Source organism: Desulfurispora sp., from assembly GCF_052744395.1.
Genome location: NZ_JBRAJI010000002.1, coordinates 51,563 through 75,893, shown reverse-complemented (window position 1 = coordinate 75,893; position 24,331 = coordinate 51,563). Strand labels below are relative to the sequence as shown.

At 57.3% G+C, this 24,331-nt stretch carries 21 protein-coding genes; 6 read left to right on the top strand and 15 right to left on the bottom strand.

Annotated elements, in window-relative coordinates; genetic code table 11:
* The first annotated feature begins 133 nt into the window (after positions 1-133).
* The 3 genes from acs (at position 134) to ACUVTU_RS01145 (ending at position 3,781) form a co-directional block, all read left to right on the top strand.
* The gene (gene acs / locus ACUVTU_RS01155; protein ID WP_445888121.1) at positions 134-2,080 is read left to right on the top strand and encodes an acetate--CoA ligase; all 1,947 of its coding nucleotides are present in this window, start codon (positions 134-136) and stop codon (positions 2,078-2,080) included.
* A 98-nt stretch (positions 2,081-2,178) separates the two neighbouring features.
* Entirely contained in the window at positions 2,179-3,441 is a 1,263-nt protein-coding gene (locus ACUVTU_RS01150; RefSeq protein ID WP_445888120.1) for an L-lactate MFS transporter, read from the top strand.
* A gap of 127 nt (positions 3,442-3,568) precedes the next feature.
* The gene (locus ACUVTU_RS01145) at positions 3,569-3,781 is read left to right on the top strand and encodes a hypothetical protein (RefSeq protein WP_445888119.1); all 213 of its coding nucleotides are present in this window, start codon (positions 3,569-3,571) and stop codon (positions 3,779-3,781) included.
* Between the two features lie 717 nt (positions 3,782-4,498).
* On the opposite strand, the gene ACUVTU_RS01140 is transcribed toward ACUVTU_RS01145, so the two are convergent.
* Positions 4,499-5,566, bottom strand: coding sequence for a helix-turn-helix domain-containing protein (locus ACUVTU_RS01140; RefSeq protein WP_445888118.1), 1,068 nt, complete (start codon positions 5,564-5,566; stop codon positions 4,499-4,501).
* Between the two features lie 258 nt (positions 5,567-5,824).
* Here ACUVTU_RS01140 and ACUVTU_RS01135 point away from each other — a divergent pair, with 258 nt between their 5' ends.
* The gene (locus ACUVTU_RS01135) at positions 5,825-7,219 is read left to right on the top strand and encodes an amino acid permease (protein ID WP_445888117.1); all 1,395 of its coding nucleotides are present in this window, start codon (positions 5,825-5,827) and stop codon (positions 7,217-7,219) included.
* A gap of 93 nt (positions 7,220-7,312) precedes the next feature.
* Complete coding sequence (gene ald, locus ACUVTU_RS01130) at positions 7,313-8,452, top strand: alanine dehydrogenase (RefSeq protein WP_445888116.1); 1,140 nt, start codon at positions 7,313-7,315, stop codon at positions 8,450-8,452.
* Positions 8,453-8,963: 511 nt separating this feature from the next.
* Here ald and rpmA read toward each other — a convergent pair.
* From rpmA to ACUVTU_RS01115, 3 genes are all read right to left on the bottom strand, one after another.
* Positions 8,964-9,230 (bottom strand): 50S ribosomal protein L27, encoded by a 267-nt coding sequence (gene rpmA, locus ACUVTU_RS01125; protein WP_445888115.1) that lies wholly within the window; start codon positions 9,228-9,230, stop codon positions 8,964-8,966.
* An 18-nt stretch (positions 9,231-9,248) separates the two neighbouring features.
* Positions 9,249-9,560 (bottom strand): 50S ribosomal protein L21, encoded by a 312-nt coding sequence (rplU, locus tag ACUVTU_RS01120; protein ID WP_445888114.1) that lies wholly within the window; start codon positions 9,558-9,560, stop codon positions 9,249-9,251.
* A gap of 127 nt (positions 9,561-9,687) precedes the next feature.
* Positions 9,688-11,787 carry a PAS domain-containing protein gene (locus ACUVTU_RS01115; protein ID WP_445888113.1) on the bottom strand — a complete coding sequence of 700 codons (2,100 nt, stop codon included), beginning with the start codon at positions 11,785-11,787 and terminating at the stop codon, positions 9,688-9,690.
* Positions 11,788-12,039: 252 nt separating this feature from the next.
* On the opposite strand from ACUVTU_RS01115, the gene ACUVTU_RS01110 reads away from it, so the two are divergent.
* Positions 12,040-12,711, top strand: a complete 672-nt coding sequence (locus tag ACUVTU_RS01110; RefSeq protein WP_445888112.1) for a 4Fe-4S binding protein — start codon at positions 12,040-12,042, stop codon at positions 12,709-12,711.
* Positions 12,712-12,761: 50 nt separating this feature from the next.
* Here the strand turns inward: ACUVTU_RS01110 and ACUVTU_RS01105 are convergent, their stop codons facing one another.
* The 11 genes from ACUVTU_RS01105 to mreD form a co-directional block, all read right to left on the bottom strand.
* The gene (locus ACUVTU_RS01105) at positions 12,762-14,441 is read right to left on the bottom strand and encodes an Rne/Rng family ribonuclease (RefSeq protein ID WP_445888111.1); all 1,680 of its coding nucleotides are present in this window, start codon (positions 14,439-14,441) and stop codon (positions 12,762-12,764) included.
* A 49-nt stretch (positions 14,442-14,490) separates the two neighbouring features.
* The gene (locus ACUVTU_RS01100; protein ID WP_445888110.1) at positions 14,491-15,165 is read right to left on the bottom strand and encodes a TIGR03936 family radical SAM-associated protein; all 675 of its coding nucleotides are present in this window, start codon (positions 15,163-15,165) and stop codon (positions 14,491-14,493) included.
* Positions 15,140-17,020 carry a TIGR03960 family B12-binding radical SAM protein gene (locus ACUVTU_RS01095; RefSeq protein ID WP_445888109.1) on the bottom strand — a complete coding sequence of 627 codons (1,881 nt, stop codon included), beginning with the start codon at positions 17,018-17,020 and terminating at the stop codon, positions 15,140-15,142. Before ACUVTU_RS01095 ends, ACUVTU_RS01100 begins: the two co-directional genes overlap by 26 nt.
* Positions 17,021-17,114: 94 nt before the next feature.
* Positions 17,115-17,987 carry a M50 family metallopeptidase gene (locus ACUVTU_RS01090; protein ID WP_445888108.1) on the bottom strand — a complete coding sequence of 291 codons (873 nt, stop codon included), beginning with the start codon at positions 17,985-17,987 and terminating at the stop codon, positions 17,115-17,117.
* 26 nt (positions 17,988-18,013) lie between these two features.
* Positions 18,014-18,772 (bottom strand): M23 family metallopeptidase, encoded by a 759-nt coding sequence (locus ACUVTU_RS01085; protein WP_445888107.1) that lies wholly within the window; start codon positions 18,770-18,772, stop codon positions 18,014-18,016.
* Positions 18,773-18,858: 86 nt separating this feature from the next.
* A complete protein-coding gene (rodA, locus tag ACUVTU_RS01080) occupies positions 18,859-20,238 on the bottom strand; it encodes a rod shape-determining protein RodA (protein ID WP_445888106.1) in 1,380 nt (459 codons plus the stop codon).
* 81 nt (positions 20,239-20,319) lie between these two features.
* Positions 20,320-20,601: a cell division topological specificity factor MinE gene (minE, locus tag ACUVTU_RS01075; RefSeq protein ID WP_445888105.1), complete on the bottom strand. Its 282-nt coding sequence runs from the start codon at positions 20,599-20,601 to the stop codon at positions 20,320-20,322.
* A gap of 23 nt (positions 20,602-20,624) precedes the next feature.
* Entirely contained in the window at positions 20,625-21,416 is a 792-nt protein-coding gene (gene minD / locus ACUVTU_RS01070; RefSeq protein ID WP_445888104.1) for a septum site-determining protein MinD, read from the bottom strand.
* A 37-nt stretch (positions 21,417-21,453) separates the two neighbouring features.
* Positions 21,454-21,813: a septum site-determining protein MinC gene (minC, locus tag ACUVTU_RS01065; protein ID WP_445888150.1), complete on the bottom strand. Its 360-nt coding sequence runs from the start codon at positions 21,811-21,813 to the stop codon at positions 21,454-21,456.
* 136 nt (positions 21,814-21,949) lie between these two features.
* Positions 21,950-23,812: a penicillin-binding protein 2 gene (gene mrdA / locus ACUVTU_RS01060; RefSeq protein ID WP_445888103.1), complete on the bottom strand. Its 1,863-nt coding sequence runs from the start codon at positions 23,810-23,812 to the stop codon at positions 21,950-21,952.
* Positions 23,813-23,830: 18 nt separating this feature from the next.
* Positions 23,831-24,331, bottom strand: coding sequence for a rod shape-determining protein MreD (mreD, locus tag ACUVTU_RS01055; protein ID WP_445888102.1), 501 nt, complete (start codon positions 24,329-24,331; stop codon positions 23,831-23,833).

Below are 24,331 nucleotides of genomic sequence, written 5' to 3'. Positions count from 1 at the left end.
ACCATCAAAATATTGTAACTAATCTGAATATTATAAACATTTTGAGTTGCCGCACTTATAATTTACTACAGGGTATTATGATATCTATTTTAATTCGGGGGCACATAATCCACACTACCGGGAGGTTGAAAAAATGAGTGAACAAACCACCATTGCCGCACTGCTCCAGGAGGACCGCGTGTTTCCTCCCCCACCAGACTTCACCGCCCGGGCCTCCGTCCGGGACCGGTCTCTCTACGAGGAGGCCGTAGCCGACCGCCTGGCCTTCTGGGCCCGCATGGCCTCGGAAAATGTCAGCTGGTTTGCCCCATGGGAGAAGGTGCTGGAATGGGAAGCGCCTTTTGTCCAATGGTTTACCGGCGGCAAGCTCAACGTCTCCTACAACTGCATCGACCGGCATTTAAATTCCTGGCGGCGCACCAAGGCAGCCATCATCTGGGAAGGCGAACCGGGTGACAGCCGCGTGCTCACCTATCAGGAGCTGTACCGGGAAGTTACCAAATGCGCCAATATGCTCAAAAACCTGGGCGTACAAAAAGGCGACCGGGTTACTGTTTATCTGCCCATGATTCCTGAACTGGCCATCGTCATGCTGGCCTGCGCCCGCATCGGCGCCCCGCACAGCGTGGTCTTCGGCGGCTTCAGCGCCGAGGCCCTGGCCGACCGGATCAACGACTGCCAGGCCAAACTGGTGATCACTGCCGACGGCGGCTGGCGGCGAGGCGGCATTGTACCCCTGAAGAAAAACTGCGACGATGCCCTGGAGAAGTGTCCCACCGTAGAGAAAGTCATCGTGGTGAAAAGAACCGGCAATGAGATCAACTTCCAGCCCGGCCGGGATCTCTGGTACCATGAACTGATGGAACAGGCGCCCATTGGCTGCCCGGCCGAGCCCATGGACGCCGAAGATACGCTGTATATCCTCTATACCAGCGGTTCCACCGGCAAACCCAAAGGCGTGCTGCACACCACGGGCGGCTACCTGGTGGGCGTCAGCACCACCCACAAATATATTTTTGACATTAAAGACGACGATATTTACTGGTGCACGGCGGATATCGGCTGGGTCACCGGACACAGCTACATTGTCTACGGACCGCTGGCCAACGGCTGCACCACGGTCATGTACGAAGGCAGCCCGGACTGGCCCGACCGGGGACGCTTCTGGGCCATCATTGAAAAATACGCGATTAACATCCTTTATACTGCACCCACCGCCATCCGCGCCTTTATGAAGTGGGGCCCACAGTGGCCGGAAAAACACGATCTGTCCAGCCTGCGCCTGCTGGGGACTGTGGGTGAACCGATCAACCCGGAAGCCTGGATGTGGTACTACAAACACATTGGCGGAGAAAGATGTCCCATTGTGGATACCTGGTGGCAAACCGAAACCGGCATGATCCTCATTTCTCCCCTGCCCGGAGTCACGCCGCTCAAGCCGGGCTCGGCCACCGTACCCTTCCCGGGTGTGGAAGCCGAGATTGTAGATAACAGCGGCCATCCGGTTCCCCTGGGAAGCGGCGGCTACCTGGTGCTCAAGTCTCCCTGGCCGGCCATGCTGCGTACGGTTTACGGCGACCCTCAGCGCTACGTCAACCAGTATTTCAGCCGCTTTGGCGAAAAGGTCTACTTTACGGGCGACGGAGCCAAGTGGGATGAGGACGGCTACTTCTGGATCATCGGCCGCGTAGACGATGTGATCAATGTGAGCGGCCACCGCCTGGGCACCATGGAAATTGAAAGCGCCCTGGTAGATCACCCGGCCGTGGCCGAAGCGGCGGTGATCGGCAAGGCCCACGAACTGAAAGGGCAGGCCGTGGCGGCTTTTGTCACCCTCAAGGAGGGCATTGCCGGCACCGATCAATTGAAAGAAGAAATTCGGGCCCATGTGGTGAAGAAAATCGGCGCCCTGGCCCGTCCGGAGGACCTCTATTTCACAGCCGAACTGCCCAAGACGCGCAGCGGTAAAATCATGCGCCGTCTGCTGCGGGATATCGCCGAAGGGCGCGCTCTGGGCGATACCACCACCCTGGCCGATCCCTCGGTTGTCGCCGCACTGAAACAACAGTACAGCGAGTAAGGCACGGCATTTAATTCCGGACGGAAAAGCCAGACCCGACTTTTCCGTCCACCCTGCCTCATTTCCCCATTCCTAAAGTTAAGAAAGGATGGATCAATATGTCCCCTCCCCAACAACCCGGTGTGGGCCGGGCCTGGGCCGTAACCTTTGCCGGTACGGGCATCAACCTGGCTCTGGGCGTGCTGTACAGCTGGAGCGTTTTTGCCAAAGCACTGGTGGACCAGTTGCACTGGACCAAAACCGCTTCCCAGCTTCCCTACACCCTGGCCTGTGTGGTTTTCGCCATCTGCATGATTATCGCCGGCCGCTGGCTGGACCGGGCCGGACCGCGCATTGTAGCCACGGTGGGCGGCATACTGGCCGGCAGCGGCATGATTTTAGCCAGTTTCTCCACTTCGGTCACCACGATCACCATTGGCTTCGGTCTAATTGTGGGCGCGGCCATGGGCTTCGGTTATGCCGCCCCCACCCCGGCGGCGGTGAAATGGTTCCAGCCCCACAAAAAAGGCCAGATTTCCGGTCTGGTAGTAGCGGGCTTCGGCCTTGCTTCGGTCTATATCGCCCCCATGACCAACTTCCTGATCAAAACCTACGGCGTGCAGCGGGCCTTCTTCATTGAGGGAGTATTTTTCCTCACCGTCATTGTCCTGCTGGCCCAACTGCTGGCCTTTCCGCCGCAGGAAAACTTTGTCCCCTTCGGCGGGCCGCCCCCCGAAAAGCGCGCTGCAGCAGCGGCGGCCGTGGCCGCCCGGCCGGACTACTCTCCATCCGAAATGATCCGCACCCCCCAGTTTTACCTGCTCTGGCTCATGTTCTGCTTCGCCGCCTCGGCCGGCCTGCTGATTATCGGTCACCTGGCCAAGATCTCCCAGATCCAGGGTGGCATCAACTGGGGCTTCCTGCTGGTGGCCGTGCTGGCCATAGCCAACGCCAGCGGCCGCATCATCGCCGGCTGGGTTTCGGACCGCATCGGCCGCACCAACACCATGCTGATTGTGTTTTCCCTGCAGGCCCTGAACATGTTCCTGTTCGCGCACTACAAAACTCCGCTCACCCTGCTGCTGGGTTCCGTGCTCACCGGGCTGGCCTACGGCTCGCTGCTCTCGCTCTTCCCCTCCACCACTTTTGACTTCTTCGGACTCAAACACGCCGGCCTGAACTACGGTCTGGTCTTCAGCGCCTGGGGAGCCGCCGCCCTGATCGGCCCCATCATTGGCGGCCGGGCCGCCGACCTGACCGGCGGCTACCAGGCCAGCTATATCATCTCGGGAATTCTGCTGCTCATCGCCGCCCTGCTCTCATTTGTCACCAAAGCTCCGACAGCCAGGAAAAACACTGTTCCCGCCCAAACTTCCACATAAAAATAAAAATATCCACAACTTTATCCACAACTGTTAATAAGTTATCAACAATCGGGGGATAAAAATACCCACCTCACTGTCATAACCGGCCCGGTGCCGCCATATAACAGGCAGTGAGGTGTTTTTTATGCCCGAACTGTTTCCCTGCTTGCAGCAAAAACAGCAGGCGCTCCGGGATTACCTGCACCGTCCCCGCTACCGCTATACCGGGTCACTGCCCGGAAACCTTCTGGTCGACCTGGATACTGAAAAATACCTGCTGCAGGAGTATCGCCGGCAGATCAATGCCAGCACGGTGCCAGAATGCGTGCCGGCGAGCATGCCTGCGCGCCGGCAGTGAGCAAACCGGCTAATGCTCCGCCGGCTGCCAATTCGGCTCACTAAAGCCCGGCGCAATCTTTGCTGTTTCACCAACTGGCTGGTATAATAATAACCACAGCGAAAAAAACCATCACAGCAGTGACGCAGTATCCTAGTCGGGAAGCCTTTTCTGAAGGCGGGGCTAAAAATCCGCCAAGGGCACATCGATGAAGTTCCTGGTGCTGGCTTTCGATGCCAACGGGGGCTGGTACTGGGAGTTAAGGATTTAGGGCTACATACAAGGGCATGTATGGATGTCCCTATTTCCGTGGAGACCCGGGAGGTAGGCCTTTACCTAAAGTAAGGCTTGCGCCCGGGAAGAACCTGCACGTGGCAGCAACTGCGTGCAGTGTAGCCCGCCTTGAAGTGGCGCAGGGGGGATGGTGTCAGCTTACCTGAAACCCTGGCTGCAAAAGAGGCTAGGAAAAGGCCTACCGTCAAGGAAAACTTCTAGGCTGTCCGCCATCAGGGCGGGGCAGAACGGGAATTAAAGTGCGGACTAAGTGGCAATCCGGTTCCGGCCTCTCTGGCCGGGGGCGGTTTGAAAGGGAAACCGCCTGTACGGCAACGACAGGTAACCACCCGGGAAATCCTACCGGACCTAAGCCGCAAAGTTTACCCGCTCTGCTGTCACTGCTCCACGCAAAAGGCATCCCCTGGGGGAGTGCCTTTTTGTTTTTAGATGCTGCCTTTCCTTTTAGCCGCCCCGCCGGTTGCGGTAAGCCGAAGGGGTCATGCCGGACATCTTCTTGAAGACACGGGCGAAATATCCGCTGTTTTTAAAACCTACCTCGTAGGCGATATCATCAATGGTCAGGTCGGAAGAAACCAGCAGTTCCCTGGCCCGCTGGATGCGCAGCTCACTCAATATGGCCATAAAATTGGTATTCATCTTGGTCTTAAAAATGCGGCTGAGGTAAGCCGGGCTCAAGTGTACATGGCGGGCCAGATCGTTTAAATTGATATCTTCGGTATAATGCTGTTCAATATATTTCAGAGCCCGGCGCAGCGCCAGATGCTCCGTACCGGGATTTTTCTCCGCCCCGCAGGTACAAAGCATGTCCACCATCTCGCTGGCCCAGCTCTGCCAGTCCTCCACACTGCCTATGGAACCCACCAGTTTGATCTGCTGGCGCACTTCCTTTTCCAGCGTGCCGTTATCCACTCCCACATCCAACAGGGCATGAGCCCCGATGATCAACAAATCGTAAGCCAGACCCTTCAGCTGCCCGGACGAGGGGTTGCTGGCCGCCTGACAGAAGTTCTGCAATATTTTGTCCACGGCCCGGCGCACTTTCTCCCGGTCCTGTTTCTTCACCGCCTGCAGATAATCGCTCAGGTTCTGCGCCTGCCAGATAATGTTGTCCGCCCCCCGCCAACCTTTCAGCAGGGGATTCATGCGGTCCAGCGCCCCGCTCACCGCCTCGGTCAGTTCAGAGGGGCGAAACGGCTTGAGCAGAAAATCCGCCACCCCGGTGCGGATGGCCTGGCGGTAAATGGCCGGTCCGGCCACCTCGGAGACAATAATCACCTCGGTACCGGGCAGCAGCCTTTTTATTTCTGCCGCCACACTCAACCCATCCTGATCGGGCAGACCATAGTCCACAACCACCAGATCGGGCAGCAGCTCCCGGGCCATTTTCAGGCAGACCCCGCCACTACCAGCCTGTCCTACCACCAGGAGCGGCAGGTTGCTCTCCCTGATCGTTCGGTATAGAATCTGTCCTCCCAGCAATTCATCTTCCGCCAGCAGGATCTTGTACAAGACTTCCCACCCCGTCCCAGGTTTTGCTCGGCCGGCGCAACCGGCCCACCCGATCTGCCCCGGTCCAGATCTATTCTACAATATTTTTACCGGCAGCAAAATAATACAGAGTAGTATTCGCAATATTAACACATTATCCATATATAACCATTCATTATTGGCATTAATTAAATAAATTCTGCCGAGGTTTGTAAACTTTATAATTGAATTTATATTTACAACAAAAAATATAAACAAACAATTCAGGAGGGAGCGAAAATGGCATCACCAAACAATGAAGGTCTGCACCGGGGCCTGCAGGAAAGACACATTCAATTGATTGCCCTGGGTGGCGCCATTGGTGTAGGCCTGTTCCTGGGTTCCGCCACGGCCATCAAAACGGCCGGTCCAGCACTGATGCTTTCATACTTCGTGGGAGGACTGGCCATCTTTGTGATCATGCGGGCCCTGGGCGAGCTGGCTGTAGCCTATCCGGTAGCGGGTTCCTTCAGCACCTACGCCTACAACTTTCTGGGACCCCTGCCCGGATACATCACCGGCTGGACTTACTGGTTCATGTGGGTGGTCACCTGCATGGCCGAAATCACCGCCGCGGGCATCTACATGACCTACTGGTTTCCCAGCACACCGCAATGGGCCTGGGCCCTGGCAGCTCTGGCCATCATGACCATTGTCAACCTGATCAACGTGGCAGCTTACGGAGAATTTGAATTCTGGTTCGCTCTGATCAAGGTGGTCACCATCATCTTGATGATCATCGTCGGCCTGGGCATGATTATCTTCGGCATTGGCAACCACGGCGTTCCCCTCGGCATCAGCAACCTGTGGACACACGGCGGATTCTTCGCCAAAGGTTTCTCCGGCCCGGCCCTGGCCCTGGTGATGGTGGCCTTCGCCTACCTGGGCATTGAGCTGATTGGCGTCACCGCCGGCGAAGCCCAGAACCCGGAGAAGACCATCCCTTCGGCCATTGACAAGGTGTTCTGGCGGATCCTGATCTTTTATGTGGGCGCTCTGTTCGTAATCATGTCCCTGTTCCCCTGGAATGAAATCGGCACCAAAGGCAGCCCCTTTGTGATTACCTTCGACAAAATCGGCATACCGGCCGCCGCCGGCATCATCAACTTCGTAGTGCTGACTGCCGCCCTGTCTTCCTGCAACAGCGGCATCTTCAGCACCGGCCGCATGCTCTATAATCTGGCCCTGCAGAGAAAAGCTCCGGCAGCTTTCGGCAAGCTGAGCAAGACCAGCGTTCCGGTCAATGGCATCATTGTTTCGGCCGCCTTCCTGCTGATCGGCGTAGTGCTGAACTACCTGGTACCGGCCAAAGTTTTTGAATATGTCACCAGTGTGGCCACCATCGGAGCCATCTGGATCTGGGCGGTCATCCTGCTGGCCCAGCTCAGCTACCGTAAATCCCTGTCACCGGACGAAATAGCCCGGCTCAAATATCCCATGCCGCTGTGGCCCGTGGCTTCCTACCTGGCTCTGGCCTTCCTGGCCCTGGTGCTGGTGATGATGGCCTTCAGTGAAGGTACCCGGGTAGCTCTCTATGTGGGTCCGGTGTGGTTCGGACTGCTGATTGCATCATATTATGGACTGGGGTTCCACAGGGAAGAAAGGATCACCAGACCGGCTTACGCCAGAAAATAACTAACAGCCTGCTGGAAAGCTGCATCCGGAAGTACATCCCTGCCCACCAGCAGGGGTAAAGTTCAGGAATAAATTTTGAGGAGGTTTTCTGAAATGATTATTGGTGTACCCAAGGAGATCAAGAGCAATGAAAACCGGGTGGCCATTACCCCGGCCGGTGTACAGGCCATGGTCAAAGCCGGACACAGAGTTGTGATTGAAAACAACGCCGGTGTGGGCAGCGGTATCAGCAATGAGGACTATGTTGCCGCCGGAGCGGAAATTCTGGCCACACCGGCCGAGGTATTCGCCGCCGCGGACATGATTATGAAAGTTAAGGAGCCCCTGCCCCCGGAGTACGGGCTGTTTAAAGAGGGGCAACTGCTCTTCACCTATCTGCACCTGGCCCCCGAACCGGAACTGACCCGTGCCCTGCTGGACAAAAAAGTGGTGGGTATTGCCTATGAGACCATCCAGCTGCCCAACGGTTCCCTGCCCCTGCTCACCCCCATGAGCGAAGTGGCCGGCCGTATGGCTGTGCAAATTGGTGCCCAGTTTCTGGAGAAACACCACGGCGGCCTGGGCATCTTGCTGGGCGGCGTGCCCGGTGTACCGCCGGCCAAAGTAACCATCATTGGCGGCGGCGTGGTGGGTACCAATGCGGCCAAGATAGCCCTGGGCATGGGCGCAGACGTGACCATTGTAGACTTAAACGCCAACCGCCTGCGTTACCTGGACGACATTTTCGGCTCCCGCATCAAAACCCTGATGTCCAACAGCTACAACATTGCCGCTGCCGTTAAGGAAGCCGACCTGCTTATTGGTGCAGTACTCATCCCCGGTGCCCGCGCTCCCAAGCTGGTCACCGAAGAAATGGTCAAACAGATGAAGCCGGGCGCAGTCATCGTGGACGTAGCCATCGACCAGGGCGGCTCCATTGAAACCGTGGACCGGGTGACCACCCATGCCCAGCCCACCTATGTCAAACACGGGGTGATCCACTACAGTGTGGCCAACATGCCCGGCGCTGTGGCCCGCACCTCCACCTTCGCGCTGACCAATGTTACCCTGCCCTATGCCTTAAAACTGGCTGGCAAGGGCTACCGGGAGGCGATCAAGGAAGACGCCGCCCTGGCCAAAGGGGTCAACGTTATTGACGGTAAAGTGACCTACCGGGCGGTGGCCGAATCCCTGGGACTGCCTTACACACCGCTCAGCCAGGTGCTGAAAGTACCGGCCGGATTTGTTGACTAAACCGCTCCAAGCTGCAACAGCACACACATACCCTTATATATAGATTGCCCCCGCCGGGGGCAATTTTTTTTTCACTATGCACCACTTCCCGGTCTACTCCATAAGATATAGCAGAAACTGTAAAATTATTAAAAAGGAGTGTCGGTAATGGGTTACGGCTGCGGTGGTTACTACAACAATACCTTTATTGTCTTCCTGATCCTGATCCTGCTGCTCCTCAGTATGCCCTACTATGGCCCCTGCAGCGAGGAGAAGTAGGTAAACACGGCAAAACCAAAATATTTATTCAGGAGGTCAAAAAAATGGGTTACGGCTTTGGTGGCAAAGGTTATGACAATTCCTTCGTGCTCTTTCTGATTCTGATCCTGCTGTTGCTGAGCATGCCCTACTACGGTTATCCTTACGGCGGGAACAAGTAAGCGGGACACCCCACAGTATTCGCAGGCCCAATCGGTAACCACCTGAACCAAAAAAGCAACCTGTCCGCTTTTAAGCAGACAGGTTGCTTTTTTTACAGAGCCATTGTTTCCGCCGGCAGGACGCAGACTTCTTTTTTGTCTCCCCGGCTGCGGAATTTAACCACGCCATCAATCATGGCAAAGAGCGTATCATCGCCCCCGCGCCCCACATTGCGGCCCGGGTGGATCCTGGTGCCGCGCTGTCTGACCAGGATGGAACCGGCGGTAACAAACTGCCCGTCGGCTCTTTTCACGCCCAGCATCTTGGGCCGGGAGTCCCGGCCGTTCCTGGAGCTACCTACACCTTTCTTGTGTGCCATCTATATCACACCTCCCAATTAAGCCTGGATTTTCTCCACTACCACCTGGGTAAACGGCTGGCGGTGTCCTTTTTTGCGGCGGTAGTTCTTTTTAGGCTTGTACTTGAAAACGATAATTTTGGCGCCCCGCCCGTGCCGCACTACCTGCAGGCTGACCCGGGCTCCCTCCACCAGAGGATTACCCAGCACCAGCTGTCCGTCCTTTTCCACCGCCAGAACGCTGTCCACCGTAACTACCTGTCCCGGTTCGGCGGGCAGTTTTTCCACATACAGCGTATCGCCTTCCTGTACTCTGTACTGTTTGCCGCCGGTTTCAATAATTGCGTACATCAGCAAAACCCCCTTTAATTGCGGGACACGCCGGCCCGGGGCACAGGCAGGCCGCCTGTTTTCTTCCCGCCCCGACCGTGCGGTCGATATATACCTACAGTACGGTATTTTAACACATCCGGTCAGATTACACAAGGGCATCCTGCCGGCAGGGCAGAATTATCGTGAATTTGCTTCCCCGCCCCTTTTCACTGCTCACCTCCACCCGGCCCCCGTGCGCATCCACAATGGCGTAGGAGATGCTCAGGCCCAGTCCGGTACCTTTTTCTCTAGTAGTATAAAAGGGCACGCCCAGCTTCTGCATTTCTTCGGGCGTCATGCCCACCCCCGTGTCGGTAATGCTTACAGCCACCTGGCCCGGTTCACAGATTTCAGCAGATATGGTCAGACTGCCCCCCTGGGGCATGGCCTGGATGGCGTTCTGACAAAGATTCATCAGCACCTGCTTGATCTGGCCGGCATCCACCAGACACTGACAGGGCACCGGACAGGTCTTTAAAAAGGTCAGCACATTGCTCAGGAAAGCCTGGGGTTCCACAATGGCCAGAACATCGGTCAGCAGTTCATTGATATTCACCGGATGCACGGCCGGTTTTTTGGGCCGGGCCACCTGCAAAAAGTCGGTCACCACCCGTACCGCCTGATCCGCTTCCTCCAGAATAATCCGGGCATATTCCGCTGCCCGGGCCTGATCCCTGCCGGCAATGATCAACTGGGCAAACCCCCGGATGGAAGTGAGGGGGTTCTTCACTTCATGGGTGATGCCGGCCGCCATAGTACCAATCAGGGCCAGCTTTTCCCTTTCGTGCACCAGCTTTTCCATGCGGCGCAACTGGCTGACATCCTGTGCAACCAGGGTGACACCCTGGCGGCCGTATTCTCCCTCAATTGTTCCCGTGTGCACAATCAGGTGCTGTTCGTTTTCCTCCTGCCGCAAGACTACCTCTTCATTTGAAACAGCCTCTCCCCGGTGCAGGGTATGCAGCAGGCGTTCCAGCAGCACCCGGTAGGCCGGCGGCCAGACCTCCCCGGCCGGTTTTCCGGCTACCTCCCTCCAGTCCATATCAAGCAACTGCCCGGCCGCCCGATTGAAGAAAATAATCCTTTCCGCACTGTCCAGAGCCACCACCACCGACTGCACTGAATGCAACACGACTTCCGCCATGCGCTCAAACCGGGCAAAGGCTTCCTGCTGGCGCAAATCCTCCACCACCAGCAGCATGCCCTGCCGCCGCCCCAGAGCATTGTACTGGGGATGGGCGCTCAGCGAAGCCGGAAACTGTCCGGCGGTTTTGCTGGAGAGCAGCACCCGCAGATTGCAAACGCTACCGTTGCCATCGGTACACTCCAGAAGCTGCTGGACCACCGGAGCGGCAAACATCCGCCCCTGCAAACTGTACAAAGGGGCATGGAGCAAACTGCGGCCACTCCTGCCGGACAATTCTTCCATGCGCCGGTTGACATAATTTATCTGCAGATCCTCATCAAAAGAAATCACTCCCACCGGCAGGTTATTCAACACGTCGCGCAAAGCACTCAAGTCGCGGGAAAATGAGAACGCAATATTTTTCAGATCTTCTTCCACCAGCCGCTGCTGGGTAAAATCACGCGCTACGAACACCACCCCGCCCCCGCTGGGCAGTAAACTGCAATCGCACTCCAGGGCCATAAATTTACCCTGTAGGTTGACCAGCAGCTGGTGCCGGATGAAATTCTGCCCGGTTTGCAAGGCCAGCAGGGGCAGCTGCTGTTCGGGCAAGAGGGTAGGAAATACCTCCGCAAAAGACCTGCCGGCAGCTTCCTCACGCGTCACGCCGGCCAGCTGTGCGGCAGCGTGATTGAGGTATCTGACCCGGCCCTCCCGGTCCAGGACCACCACCACACTGCTGGAATCATCCACAATATTCTCCATATACCACCCGGAGGAGTAGTCAAAAAGTTTTCCCTCCTGCTCCAGGGTAGAGCTAACCTGTGGGCCGCCAGCCGGATAGCCGGCCGGCAGGTAGGCGGTCACACTTTGCCAGGTCTCCCGCCAGAAAAGCCAGCCCACCAGCCAGACGCTGAGTATGGTGATCAGCGTATAGATCAGCAGCCCCTTGATCACCGGCCCCCAGATCAGGCGGAGATCAAAGTAATTCCCCTGCCGGGCGAAATAAAGCGTCAATACGGCCAGAGCAAGCACCGGTATCAGGCCCATCCCCACAAAATGCCAGGGAAATCGACCCATAAGCCTGTTTCCCACTCTCCTCACCCCGATATATTACCATTATTTTTAATTGAGGCATTAGTCTGTTATTTCTTGATTATATATCATTATTCCTGCCGTAACCTACCTGAATTAGCAAAAATATCTATCATGTATGAAAAAATCTTTATTCTATTTATATTGACAGCGTAATATTTTGCAATTAATATATAAATAACTTCGCTGTTAACATTGTTAGCGTAATTTATTTTAATTATAAAAGGAGGTTAAACTATGTCTACCCCAACAAAATCGCGCCAATGGCCAAAAATCACCTGGCTGGGCCTGCCCCTGGTGCTCATTGGAGGCTGGTTCCAGCCTCTGCTGGGCTTCGCCCTGCTGGGCTGTATGGTGGGGGCCGTAGGCATCGCGCTGTTCAACGGCCGGGCCTGGTGCAACTGGATGTGTCCCCGGGGCAGTTTCTTTGACCTGCTCCTGGATAAGCTCAGCGCCAAACGCCCGATACCCGGCCTATTCCGCCGCTGGCCCCTGCGCGCCTTCATGGTGGTCATGATCTTTTCCATGATGGGCCTGCAGTGGTACCTGAGCTGGGGTGATCTGCCGGCCATGGGTCTGGCCCTGGTGCGCATCCTGACTGTCACCACCATCGTGGGAATCATTCTGGCGGTGCTTTACAGCCCCCGCACCTGGTGCCTGATCTGCCCCATGGGCACGATAGCCAATCTGCTGACTAAAAAAGATAAAGCCTTGCGCATTGAAACCAGCTGCGTCAACTGCAAGCTGTGCAGCAAAGCCTGTCCTATGCAGCTCAAACCTTACGAATTCCGCCAGGAGGGCGTGCTGGGCGATCGCGACTGCATCAAATGCGCATCCTGTGTGGCCGCGTGTCCGAAAAAAGCGCTCAGCTTTGAGGCCAAACCGGGGGACAGCTGTCAGGCAGCATAATATAGCTCACAAAAAAAGATCGCCCTTTCCCCGCGGAAAGGCGATCTTTTTTATTTCAAAAGGCGGGCCCGGGCGTAGGTGCGATGCACCCGGGACACTTCCACCGGCACCACTTCCCCCACCAGGGAGCCGGCTCCCTCCACATCCAGGATGAAACCATCCAGACGGGCAATACCATCGTGCAGGTTGACGGCATGCGGCTCTTCAATCCGCACTTCCAGAACCTGCCCCGGTGTTACCGGCAGGGTGTTGGCCTGGATATCGGCCTGGTCGTACAACGGGCGCACCGAAACATCCTCAATGTGCTGCCCCTGGCAACCGCGAATGTACAGGTTCTTGCCCGTCCGGTGCTCCAGATCGCGCAGGTTGCCCCCGCCACTACCGATCAGCCGCGCCGCCACCAGGGGGTGGGCCTCTACCAGGATGGTATCGGCACTGGTGCGCCGGGCCAGATCGCAAATATAGTTCCGGAAGTGAATACCCACAGTTTCCTCGGAGAGTACCTTGCCCCGCCCGTCGCAGTACGGACAGGGGCGCTGCAGCACCTCACTCAGGCTGGGCCTGACCTTTTTGCGCGTCATTTCTACCAGTCCCAGCTGGGTAATGCCCAGAATGTTGGTTTTGGTCTTATCCTTCTTGATTTCTTCTTCCAGCACCTGCAGCACCTGCCGCCGGTGTTCCTCCTGCTGCATGTCAATGAAATCCACAATGATGATACCACCGATATTGCGCAGGCGCAGCTGCCGGGCAATCTCCACCGCCGCCTCCAGGTTGGTACGCAGTACTGTATCTTCCAGGTTGGTGGAGCCCACAAACTTGCCGGTATTTACATCCACGGCCGTCAGGGCTTCGGCCTGATCGATCACAATATACCCGCCGCACCTCAGCCAAACCTTGCGCTTGAGGGCCCTTTCCAGTTCCGCCTCAATGCCGTACCGCCGGAACAAATCATCCCTTTCATCCAGAAAGACCTTGAATTTCAGCTTGGGACCGGTAATATCCAGCAAATCCAGCACCTTTTCATACTCCGGACGCGAATCAATGGTCAGCCGGGCCACATCCTCGGTAAACACATCGCGCAGAATGCGCTGCACCAGCTCCAGATCCCGGTGCAGCAGCGCCGGTACTGGTCCGTGCGACGCCCGCTGCTGGATCTTGCGCCAGAGCCGGCTGAGCAGCTGCACGTCCTGGCGCAGTTCTTCCTCCTCCACACCATCGGCCGCCGTACGCACAATCACGCCCATGCCTTCGGGCTTGAGCCGGGCGGCCATATCTTTGAGGCGTTCCCGCTCCCGGTCGCTTTCAATGCGCCGGGAGATGCCGATGTAGTCCACCGTGGGCATGAGCACCAGATAGCGCCCGGGCAGGGTGATGTGCGTGGTCACCCGGGGACCCTTGGTACCGATGGGCTCTTTGACGATCTGAACGATCACTTCCTGTCCCGGTCTTAAAATATCGCCGATGTTGGCCCCCGAAAGGGCGGGCTGCCCTTCCGGAGCGCGGGCCGGTACAGCGTCTTCCACATACAGGAAGGCGTTTTTTTCCAAACCGATATTCACGAAGGCTGCCTGCATGCCGGGCAGAACATTTTCCACCCGACCCTTGAAAATGTTTCCCACCAGGCGCTGGCTGACCGCCCTCTCAATATACATCTCCACCAGCTGCCTGTCCTCGAGCACGGCCACTCTGGTTTCTTCTTCCCCAACATTAATAAGAATTTCTTTCAACATAAATAAAACCTGCCTTAAAAACAGAAAAGTCGGCCCGGAGCAAAGTTGTTCAGACGTCCGCCCGTAAATCCAGCCGTTTGCGGGTACAGAGCACACTGCCCGGAGGAATGTCCACCTGCCAGAAACCGGCCAGGGCCTGCACCACCTCTTCCGGCCGCACATTCAGGCGGCTGCCCAGGGCCAGATGCATGTGCAAAACCAGCTCGCCATCCCCATTTTTGACCACCGCCACCTCCCGGATACCGGGACGGATGTCCACCTGGCGCTTTTGGCCCTCTTTTTCCCGGATAATCAACACCTGCTCCTGTTCCAGCAGGCTGCTGATCCCATCCTGTACCCGTTCGGAAGGAAGCATGCCCGGCAGTTGGACATAAACCTCGTATTCGGCTGCCTCCACCAGAGACATCAGCGACGGATGACGGTCGGGCAACTGCTCCACAGCCAGCACGCGCAGACCCTCCGGCAGTGTCCGGTTCAGCTCATCTCTGATCTGGACCGGCGGCAAAGAGCTGGTCAGTTCCATTTCGGCCAGCTCCCGCTGGCCGGCACCGCCCACCGGCAGGGGGGCCGCAATGGAGAAGCGGGGGTGGGGGTTGAATCCCTGGGAATAGGCCAGAGGCAGTCCAGCCCGCCGCATCGCCCGCATGAAGGTTTTCATCAAATCCAGGTGCGACACATACCTGAGCAAACCTTCCTTATTAAAGATCAGCTGATAGCGGTACAACCTGCTCGCCCCCCAATATACCCGGTCGAATCTCCAGAGCCGGGCAAAGTCCACACCCCGTACAGCGCCCGCTGCGGCAGTCCGGCGTCAGCTGGCCGGCCAGAGCTTTCCTGTGCTCGGCCATCAAGTACTTTTTGCTCACCCCGGCATCAATGTGCTCCCAGGGCAGCACCTGCTGATATTGATAACGCCGCCCGGCATAACAGGCCGGATCTATCTCCAGCTCCTGCATGGCCTCCTGCCATATTTCCGGATTGAACCATTCACTCCAGCCGTCAAAACGCGCCCCTTTTTGCCAGGCCCGGTGGATGAGCCGGCCCAGCCGGCGGTCACCGCGCGCCAGCACAGCCTCCAGCATGCTCAGGTATGGATCATGACAGTTCAGGGTAATCTGCCTGTCCCGGCATTTCTCCCGCAAGTAAGCCTGCTTTTGTTTCAGCAGTTCCAGGCTGTCCTGCGGTTCCCATTGAAAGGGGGTGTGCGCTTTGGGCACGAAGCAGGATACACTGACGGTTACTCGCAAGCGATTTTTGGGTACGCGGTGCTTTCTCCCCTGCTCCAGGACTGCTCTGGCCAGATGAATAATACCATCCAGGTCGGCTGCGGTTTCCGTGGGCAGCCCCAGCATAAAATAAAGCTTCACCGCCTGCCAGCCGGCCGCAAAGGCCGCGTCCACGGCGGTGAGCAAATCCTGCTCGGTTACCCCTTTGTTAATCACATCGCGCAACCGCTGGGTACCCGCTTCGGGAGCAAAAGTCAGGGTGGAACGGCGCACCTGCTGTACCTTTCTGGCCAGATCCACACTGAAAGCATCCACCCGCAGGGAAGGCAGGGATACATTAACACCGCACGGCCCCAGAAAGCCCAGCAGTTCATCCACCAGCGGCCGAATGTGGGAATAATCTGCCGTGCTCAGTGAGGTCAGGGACACTTCATCATAGCCGGTGGACTTGAGCAGAGCGCGGGCCTGTTCGGTGAGCACCTGCGGAGATTTCTCCCGCACCGGGCGGTAGATCACTCCGGCCTGGCAGAAACGGCAGCTGCGCGTACAGCCCCGCTGCACCTCCAGCATCATCCGGTCGTGCACGGCTGCCAGGTAGGGAACCACGGGCTCTAAAGGATAGGGCGCGGCGTCCATATCGCGCAGCACCCGCTTCACCACCCGGGGCGGCGCCGCTGCATCGGCCGGCACCACATGGCGTACACCATCCGGTGCTTCCTCCTCCCGGTACAGAGCGGGGACATATACGCCGGGCAGGGCGGCCAGGCGGCGCAGCAGGTTTAATTTGTCCTCCGATCCCTGCGGCGGACCCATTTCGCGGCAGAGATCGATGATTTCCCCCAGCACTTCCTCCCCTTCCCCAATCACAAAGGCGTCGATAAACTCGGCCAGCGGCTCGGGGTTATAGGCACAGGGTCCACCGGCAATCACCAGCGGCCGTCCGGAACGCCGGGCCGCCCAGGGCGACAGACCGGCCAGATCCAGCATATTGACAATGTTGGTAAAGCTCATCTCATACTGCAGCGTAAAAGCAATGATGTCGAATTCCTGCAGCGGCCGTTTGCTCTCCAGACTGAACAGGGGAATCGCCTGCTGGCGTATCTGCCGTTCCATATCCGGCCAGGGAGCGAAAACCCGCTCCATCAGAGCATCGGCCCGCCGGTTCACCACATGATAGAGAATTTGCAGGCCCAGGTGCGACATGCCCACTTCATAGACATCGGGAAAAGCAAAGACTATTTTTACGGCTGTATGCTCCCATTCCTTGGTAATGGAATTCCATTCGCCCCCAATATAGCGGGCGGGCTTTTCCACCAGCGGCAGCACCCCGGACAATTTTTCCGACAAATCCAAAACTCTTTCACTCCTGTTTTTCGGGCATTAATTTTATTATAACCACCTGGCAAAATCTTTTAAAGCAAAAACTGGTTCCCTTGGAGCAGAGCGGCTAATTCAGCAGCGAACCCACCGCCCGGTCCACTTCTCCCGCCCAGAAACTTTGGAGTAGTTGCTCCTCACCCAGCAGGCCCAGCAGCCGGCCCGTACGGTTAAAGACCAGCACCAGGTTGTATTGTTCCGGTAAAAAACATCTCACCACCCGGCCCAGCGGCACCTGTTCCAGCACCGCCAGCCCGTGGCAGGGCAGGACGGCCAATTTGGCAAACTGTTCACGCTTGCTCTCCAGCTGCAGCAAGTAAACATAGGGTGCCGCTGTAAGCTCCCGGGTGGCGGCGTAAAACAGAAACAATCCCGTTACCGGTAGCTCCAACCGGTTATACCGCCGCCACAGCCCGCCCAGACCGCACAGGCCCACCAGCGCCCCCCCCCCGGGCCCGGCCGGGGGGGCCCGGGGGGGGGCCCGGGCCACGCCCAGCCGGCGGGCCAGAAAGGCCCGGTAAACCCGTCCCCCGTCCAAAGGCAGGGCCGGCAAAATGTTAAAGGCCGCGATCAGCAAATTGCACTGCAAAAAAAACGGCCCCAGCTCGTGGTGCCAGAAGCCGTAATTTTTCGCCGCCACCCCCAACATGGTCAGTACCAGATTGCTGGCCGGACCGGCCACCGCCACCAGCATTTCCCGCCCGGGCTCCCGCACCAGTTCACTGCCCATACGGGTAACCCCGCCAAAGGGCAAAAGTTCCACTTCGTTCGCCTGCAGGCCCAGTCGCCGGGCCATCAGGCAGTGGGCCAGCTCATGCACCAGCACGATACCAAAAGCAATCAATCCTTTGGCCAGCACCCCGGCCACAAAAAAAAGGCCCAGCAGCAGCAGAAAGAAAGGATTGACATAAATCCCGACTCCCCAGATTCTGCCCAGAAACAACAGCACCCACCTCCCGCCCCGCGCCGCTACCTGGCCGGGATCTGCAGGCAGGTGAGCGGATCAACCAGCTTGCCTTTCAGGCGCAGTTCAAAATGCAAACCCTGTTCCGAAGCGGCAGCGTTTTTGTCCCCTACCTCGGCCAGCACCTGCCCGGCCGCCAGATACTGCCCGACCGCCACCCGCAGATTGGCCAGTCCGGCATACAGGGTATAAGTACCCCCACCGTGGTCCAGCAAAACATAATGGCCCAGCAGCCGGTCCTCGGCAATCTTTTCCACCTTGCCGTTCAGGGCCGCCTTGACTTCACTGCCAGCCGGTGCAGCAATATCAATACCGGGATGAAATCTCTCCAGGTTGTCCAGCGAGTCCTGCTGCCAGCCAAAACGGCGCACCACCCGGCCCGAAACCGGCACCAGCAGCTGTACTCCGGCCGGACCCATGGTTTGCACCGCCGGCGCAGCATCGGGTCCAGCCTGGGGTGCCGGTGTGCCGGTCATCTGCAGGCCCAGTTCCACGGCCTTTTGCAGAGCCGGCTGCAGGTTTACCTCGGTGGTCAGAATGTAGCGCAGCCCCAACCGCAGCTGTTCTCCCACCGGGCTGTCCCACTGCCGGACATACAGCAGCACCAGCAGCACACCGGCGGCGGCCAGAATTTTCAGCCAGAGACGACCTCCCCGGCGACCGGGCGGGGCGGAAAAGCCATCCCAGCCCGGCGAGCGGGGGTAGCGGCGGGCCATTTTCCAGTAGGCATCATAATAGTTTCTTTCCTCTTCCGGACCGGTCAAAGGTATCCCTCCCTGCATGAAAAAGCATTGCTTGTACATCTCGCCTTTACAAATAATACGAGGCAGGGAGGTTACTTATGCCAGATTTACAGCATGAGTTTTTTGCGCCGGATATAGACATTCATCAGCAGCCCCAGCGCCGCCAGGTTCATCAGCATGTTGCTGCCCCCGTAGCTGAACAGGGGTAACGGTATGCCGGTTACCGGCATCACTCCGGCCGTCATGCCGATATTGACCAGCACGTGAAAGGCAAACATGCACACTACACCAGTGGCCAGCAGCACCCCGTAGCTGTCCCGGGCCACCAGCACCACCCGGCTGCCCCGGTAGAGCAGCAGGGCAAAAAGAGCCAGCACCAGCAGGCCGCCCAGCAGCCCGAATTCTTCCCCCACCACGGAAAAAATAAAGTCGGTATGCCGGATGGGCAAAAAGGTAAAGTGGGTCTGGGTTCCCCCCAGCAGACCTTTACCCTGGATGCCCCCCGATCCGATGGCAATCCGGGACTGCCAGACGTGATAGCCGGCACCCAGCAAATCGCTTTCCGGATCGACAAAGATGGTCAGGCGGGTCATTTGATACTCTTTGAGAGTGAATTTATGGAACTTTTCATGCCGGGCATGCCAGATACGGTGCCTTTCTTCCAGCACTTGCCTGAATTTGAGCAAATCAGCCTTTCTATCCGTAGAAAGGTGCAGACTCCTCATCTCCCGGACAATATTTTCATCTGTATTCACATAATAAGCATTGCCTTCCAGGGCTTTGTTCACATAAGCCAGCCGTTCTTCCAGCAAGACATCAGGCTGATGCACATAATGATGGGTAAAATACAGCGCCACACCGGCCGCCAGGCCCAGACCGATTATGGTCACCAGCACGGAGGGCCTGGCTCCGGCCATAAACAGCATACCGAACATGATGGCCACAAAGACCAGGGAGGTACCCAGGTCGGGCTGTTTGAGCACCAGCAATGTGGGCAGACCAACAAAGGCAAAGCAGGGGATCAGTTCTCTAAATTTGCTCAAACGGCCTTCCCGTTCCGCCAAAAAACGGGCCAGGGTAATAATCAGAATCAACTTGGAAAATTCAGAAGGCTGAAACTGAAAGGGCCCGATGGCAATCCAGCGCTGCGCTCCCAGCGCCGTGTGTCCCAGAAATATCACCAGAAGCAGCAACAACAGGTTAATCGCATACAGCAGGCGGGAGTGCTTGATCAGAACTTCATAATCCACACTGATCAGCAGTCCGAAAGCCCCCAGACCGAGCACAATCCAGACCAGCTGCTTGACCACATAGGTGAAGTCCAGTTTGGTCAGGCGCCAGAAAAAGCTCAAACTTTTCAGCTGTAAATAGCCGGGGTCGCTGTACTCCAGAGTGGCCGAACCAATGGTAATCAGGCTGAATACCAGCAGCACCCCCACCGCCGCCAGCAGCACATGGTCCATGTTTTTCCACAAACGCTGGTACATCTGCTATCACCACCGCTATACATTATACCCGCCCTGGTGAGCCCGCGCCAGAAAAATAAGTGCCACGCAAAAGTGGCACTTTCAGCTATGTGTGGGAATGCTGCTCAGCCTTTTCATGCTCTTGACGGGAATGTTGGCCACCAGGGCCACCTGGCTGTCGCTGCTGTCCAAGTTGACTTCCAGAGCATTTTCATCTATTTCCATGTAGTTCTTAATCACCCGGATCAGGTCGGCCTTGAGCAATTGCATCAGCTCGGGCGACACATCGGCCCGGTCGTGCACCAGCACCAGGCGCAACCTCTCCTTGGCCACATTCTTGCTGGCCGCCTCCCGGGAAAAAATGCGGGTAATAAAATCCAGCACGGGCCTTAACCCCCTTTGCCCTGTTATTTCCAGCCGATCATCCGGCGCAGCCTGGCCACAAAGCCCTCTTCCTCCAGATCCATCAGGGGCACCTGTTCCCCTTTGAGCCGCCGGACGATGTTCCGGTAGGCCTGTCCCGACCGTGATTTGCTGTCCTGTACCACCGGTTCTCCCCGGTTGGTGTTGATCACCACCAGCTCATCTTCGGGAACCACACCCAGCAGGTCAATAGAAAGAATATCAATAATATCGTCAATGCTCATCATGTCTCCGGCCTTGACCATACGGTAACGCAGGCGGTTGATAATCAGGGCCGGCCGGCGCAACTCGTGCGCCTCTAAAAGGCCGATAATCCGGTCGGCATCGCGCACGGCGGAAACTTCGGGCGTGGTCACCACAATGGCTTTTTCCGCGCCGGCGATGGCGTTTTTAAAGCCCTGTTCAATGCCCGCCGGACAGTCGATAATTACATACTCAAATTCCTGCCGGAGTTCCTGGCAAAGCGCCCTCATCTGTTCCGGGCTGACCGCGGTTTTGTCCTTGGTCTGCGCCGCCGGCAGCAGGAATAGATTATCAAACCGCTTGTCCTTAATCAGGGCTTTGCGATAGGGTACCTGGCCATCAGTAACATTGGTCAGATCGTAGACAATCCGGTTTTCCAGGCCCAGCACCACATCCAGATTGCGCAGGCCGATATCGGCATCCACCAGCACCACTTTATGCCCGGCCGCCGCCAGCCCCACTCCAATATTGGCCGTCGTAGTCGTCTTGCCCACGCCGCCTTTACCCGAAGTAACCACAATCACCTGGCTCATGGTATTGCATCCTCCCCGTCAATAGTTGAGCAACCAGTTAATAATAACTTTCAATGGTGACAATGCCGTTTTTAATGCTGGCTATTTCCGGACCGCTGCCGCCCTGCTTTTCTTCATCGGGGGGGCGGGTGATATGCCCGGCAATCCGGAGTTGCGTGGGCAGCAGTTTCAGCGCCATCACCACTGCATTTTCATCACCGGCGGCCCCGGCATGCACCACTCCCCGCAGCTGTCCCATTACAATCACATGCCCGGCTGCCACCACTTCCGCGCCTGGATTCACATCGCCCACAATCACCACATTACCGTCAAAATTTATTCTCTGCCCGGAGCGCAGAGTCCGTTTGATCAGCAAAGTATGGCCTTCCTCACCGGTCTCCCCGGACCAGTCCGCCAGCCAATGACCGCTCGCTTTCTCCCTGGCCAAAAAAACACATCCCCCTTGTTATCCTGCCCCACATATTCTTTCCCCCAGAAAATTTCTACAGCCAAAAACCAAATCCTGCTAAAATAGCTATTATGATGAAATAAATTTAATGTTCCGCATTGGCGGGCCCCGGAGCAGCTTTGCCGGCGAAATAGGCGTCCAGGATCTTCCGGGCCGCCGGACCGGCAATACCGCTGCCCTTACCACCGTATTCGATAATCACCGCCACAGCGACTTCGGGTTTTTCGTAAGGTGCATATGCTACAAAAAGGGCGTGGCTGTTTTTGGCCCGGTCACCCACCTCGGCCGTGCCCGTCTTGGCCGCAGCGCTGTATGCGGCACCGGCAAACACGCCGGATGCCGTACCGTTGGTGGTGGTGACCTCATGCATGCCGCGGTGCAGGATCTCCCAGGTGTCCGGCGACAGATCCACTTTGCCCATGACCTGGGGAGTGAAAGCGTGGATGGTCCCGCCATCCGGAGCGGTTATTTTTTCCACCAGATAGGGCCGGTAAAGAGTACCCCCGTTGGCAATGGCCGCCACATACCGGGCCAGCTGCAGCGCGGTCACCTTTGTTTCCTGCTGCCCGATGGCCATGTCCATACTGTCATATTCATGCCACTGCGACTCCCACGGATCGCCGGCCCAGTGCTTTTTCTTCAGTTCCCGGGAAGCCACATAACCCTTTTCCTCCCCCGGCAGTTCGATACCGGTAACTCGCCCGAAACCGAATTTATCGGCGTACTCCTGCATCAGTTCCGGCCCCGCCCGCGGTCCGAAGATGTAAAAAAAGGTATCACAGGAATACTTGAGGGCTTCCACCGGACTGACCAGACCGTGCCCGCCCGGCTTCCAGTCTTTTTTATACTTGTAGTAACCCGGGTCCGAGATCACCGTCCCCCTGTCCACAATGCCTTTCTCCAGCATGGCGGCCAGGGACACCATCTTGAATGTGGAACCCGGCGTGTAAATATCGCTGATGGCGTGATTGCGCAGCGCCCGGCTGCTCAGCAGCTGGCTGTACACCACCGGACTGAGAGGACCGGAGAAAATATTCAGATCGTAGGAAGGCAGGGAGGCCATGGCCAGAACCGCTCCCGAGTGCACATCCATAACCACCGCCGCCCCGCTCATGGATTTTCCTTCCGGCAGTTTGGCGTAGCCCAGTTGCCGGGCCCGGGCGATCGCTTCGCTCACCGCATCCTGAGCCACCCGCTGCAATGGCTGGTCCAGAGTCAGATACAGGTTGTTGCCCGGTACGGGCGCCTTCAGACCCAGGTCGCGCACCGGCTTGCCCTGTGCATCCACCTCTACCTGATGAGCACCGTCGGTACCGCGCAGATAGCTTTCAAAGGTATACTCCAACCCCACCTGCCCAAACTGATCCCCCAGCTTGTATCCCTCGTCGGCGTGTTCTTCCAACTGCTTTTCCGTTATTTCCCGGACATAGCCGAAAACCTCACCGCCCAGGTCACCGAAAGGATAGTAACGGATGGGTTCCACATCTATAACTATGCTCTGGTATTTTTCCTGCTGCTCCATAATCTTCTCTACGGTTTCCCGGGTTACATCCTTGGCAATCACAATATACTCGTGCGGCCGGGCCGCCTTGAGGCGGTTTTGGAATTCTTTTGCCAGCTCTCCGGGAGTAATCTTGCCCCGAAAATTGGCATCCTGCCCAATCAGCTCCAGCAAATCACCCAGCAGCCTGCTGTCCAGCGACCGGTTGGCTGTTTTCAGCACAAACACCGGCCGGTTGGCCACCAGGCGCCCCCCGTGGCGATCAAAAACCTCGCCCCGGGGGGCGGGTACGGTTACCAGACGCACGTGGTTCATGGTAGCCAGGGTCTGGTAACGCGCGGCATCGATTACCTGTAAATAAACCAGACGGCTGACGATCAGCCCCAAACCGATGGCCATGAGTACCAGCAATGCGCGGTATTTTTTTTCCAGCTTTTTATTGTCCATAGAGCCTCCGCCTGCCTGTCAGTATTCTTGTTCTCGCCAGCGGCTGCGATAAAACCAGCGGTAAAAGTACCGGAACAAAAAAGGGACAAAAAGCGCTGTATATAATGCGGTAGGCAGAATGATCCGCCCCAGACCCGGAGCAGGTGAAACCGCCACGCCCGCCAGGCCCAGCAGCAGGTAGTACAGCAGCTGATGCACAAATGCGGCTAAAAACATGAACAGGGTGAGCAGCAGGGCGCTCTCCTTGTAAATCTTGTTATGCGCCAGACCCGCCAGGTACCCTGTCGCGGCGGTGGCCAGCGCATGCTGCCCCAAATTGTATCCCGCCGCAATATCCACCAGGATGCCGGCCCACAAACCCAGCAGCGCCCCTTCCCCCCGACCCGACCAGAAGGCGGCCAGAACCACGGGCAGCAGGTACAGGCAGGGAACGATTCCCCCCGGAGCAAAGGCGGCAAACAGAGTCATCTGAAGAAATAGTGCCGCCAAACAATAACCCAGTAAATATAAAATCCGCAT

Bases quoted from the DNA above. Each gene is read 5' to 3' on its own strand.
- ACUVTU_RS01115 (WP_445888113.1), bottom strand. From the start codon at position 11,787: ATGGGTCGATTTCCCTGGCATTTTGTGGGGATGGGCCTGATACCGGTG.
- mrdA (WP_445888103.1), bottom strand. From the start codon at position 23,812: ATGGACAATAAAAAGCTGGAAAAAAAATACCGCGCATTGCTGGTACTC.
- ACUVTU_RS01110 (WP_445888112.1), top strand. From the start codon at position 12,040: ATGTCTACCCCAACAAAATCGCGCCAATGGCCAAAAATCACCTGGCTG.
- rodA (WP_445888106.1), bottom strand. From the start codon at position 20,238: ATGTACCAGCGTTTGTGGAAAAACATGGACCATGTGCTGCTGGCGGCG.
- ACUVTU_RS01150 (WP_445888120.1), top strand. From the start codon at position 2,179: ATGTCCCCTCCCCAACAACCCGGTGTGGGCCGGGCCTGGGCCGTAACC.
- ACUVTU_RS01145 (WP_445888119.1), top strand. From the start codon at position 3,569: ATGCCCGAACTGTTTCCCTGCTTGCAGCAAAAACAGCAGGCGCTCCGG.
- rplU (WP_445888114.1), bottom strand. From the start codon at position 9,560: ATGTACGCAATTATTGAAACCGGCGGCAAACAGTACAGAGTACAGGAA.
- mreD (WP_445888102.1), bottom strand. From the start codon at position 24,331: ATGCGGATTTTATATTTACTGGGTTATTGTTTGGCGGCACTATTTCTT.
- rpmA (WP_445888115.1), bottom strand. From the start codon at position 9,230: ATGGCACACAAGAAAGGTGTAGGTAGCTCCAGGAACGGCCGGGACTCC.
- ACUVTU_RS01105 (WP_445888111.1), bottom strand. From the start codon at position 14,441: ATGTTGAAAGAAATTCTTATTAATGTTGGGGAAGAAGAAACCAGAGTG.
- acs (WP_445888121.1), top strand. From the start codon at position 134: ATGAGTGAACAAACCACCATTGCCGCACTGCTCCAGGAGGACCGCGTG.
- ald (WP_445888116.1), top strand. From the start codon at position 7,313: ATGATTATTGGTGTACCCAAGGAGATCAAGAGCAATGAAAACCGGGTG.
- minD (WP_445888104.1), bottom strand. From the start codon at position 21,416: ATGAGCCAGGTGATTGTGGTTACTTCGGGTAAAGGCGGCGTGGGCAAG.
- ACUVTU_RS01135 (WP_445888117.1), top strand. From the start codon at position 5,825: ATGGCATCACCAAACAATGAAGGTCTGCACCGGGGCCTGCAGGAAAGA.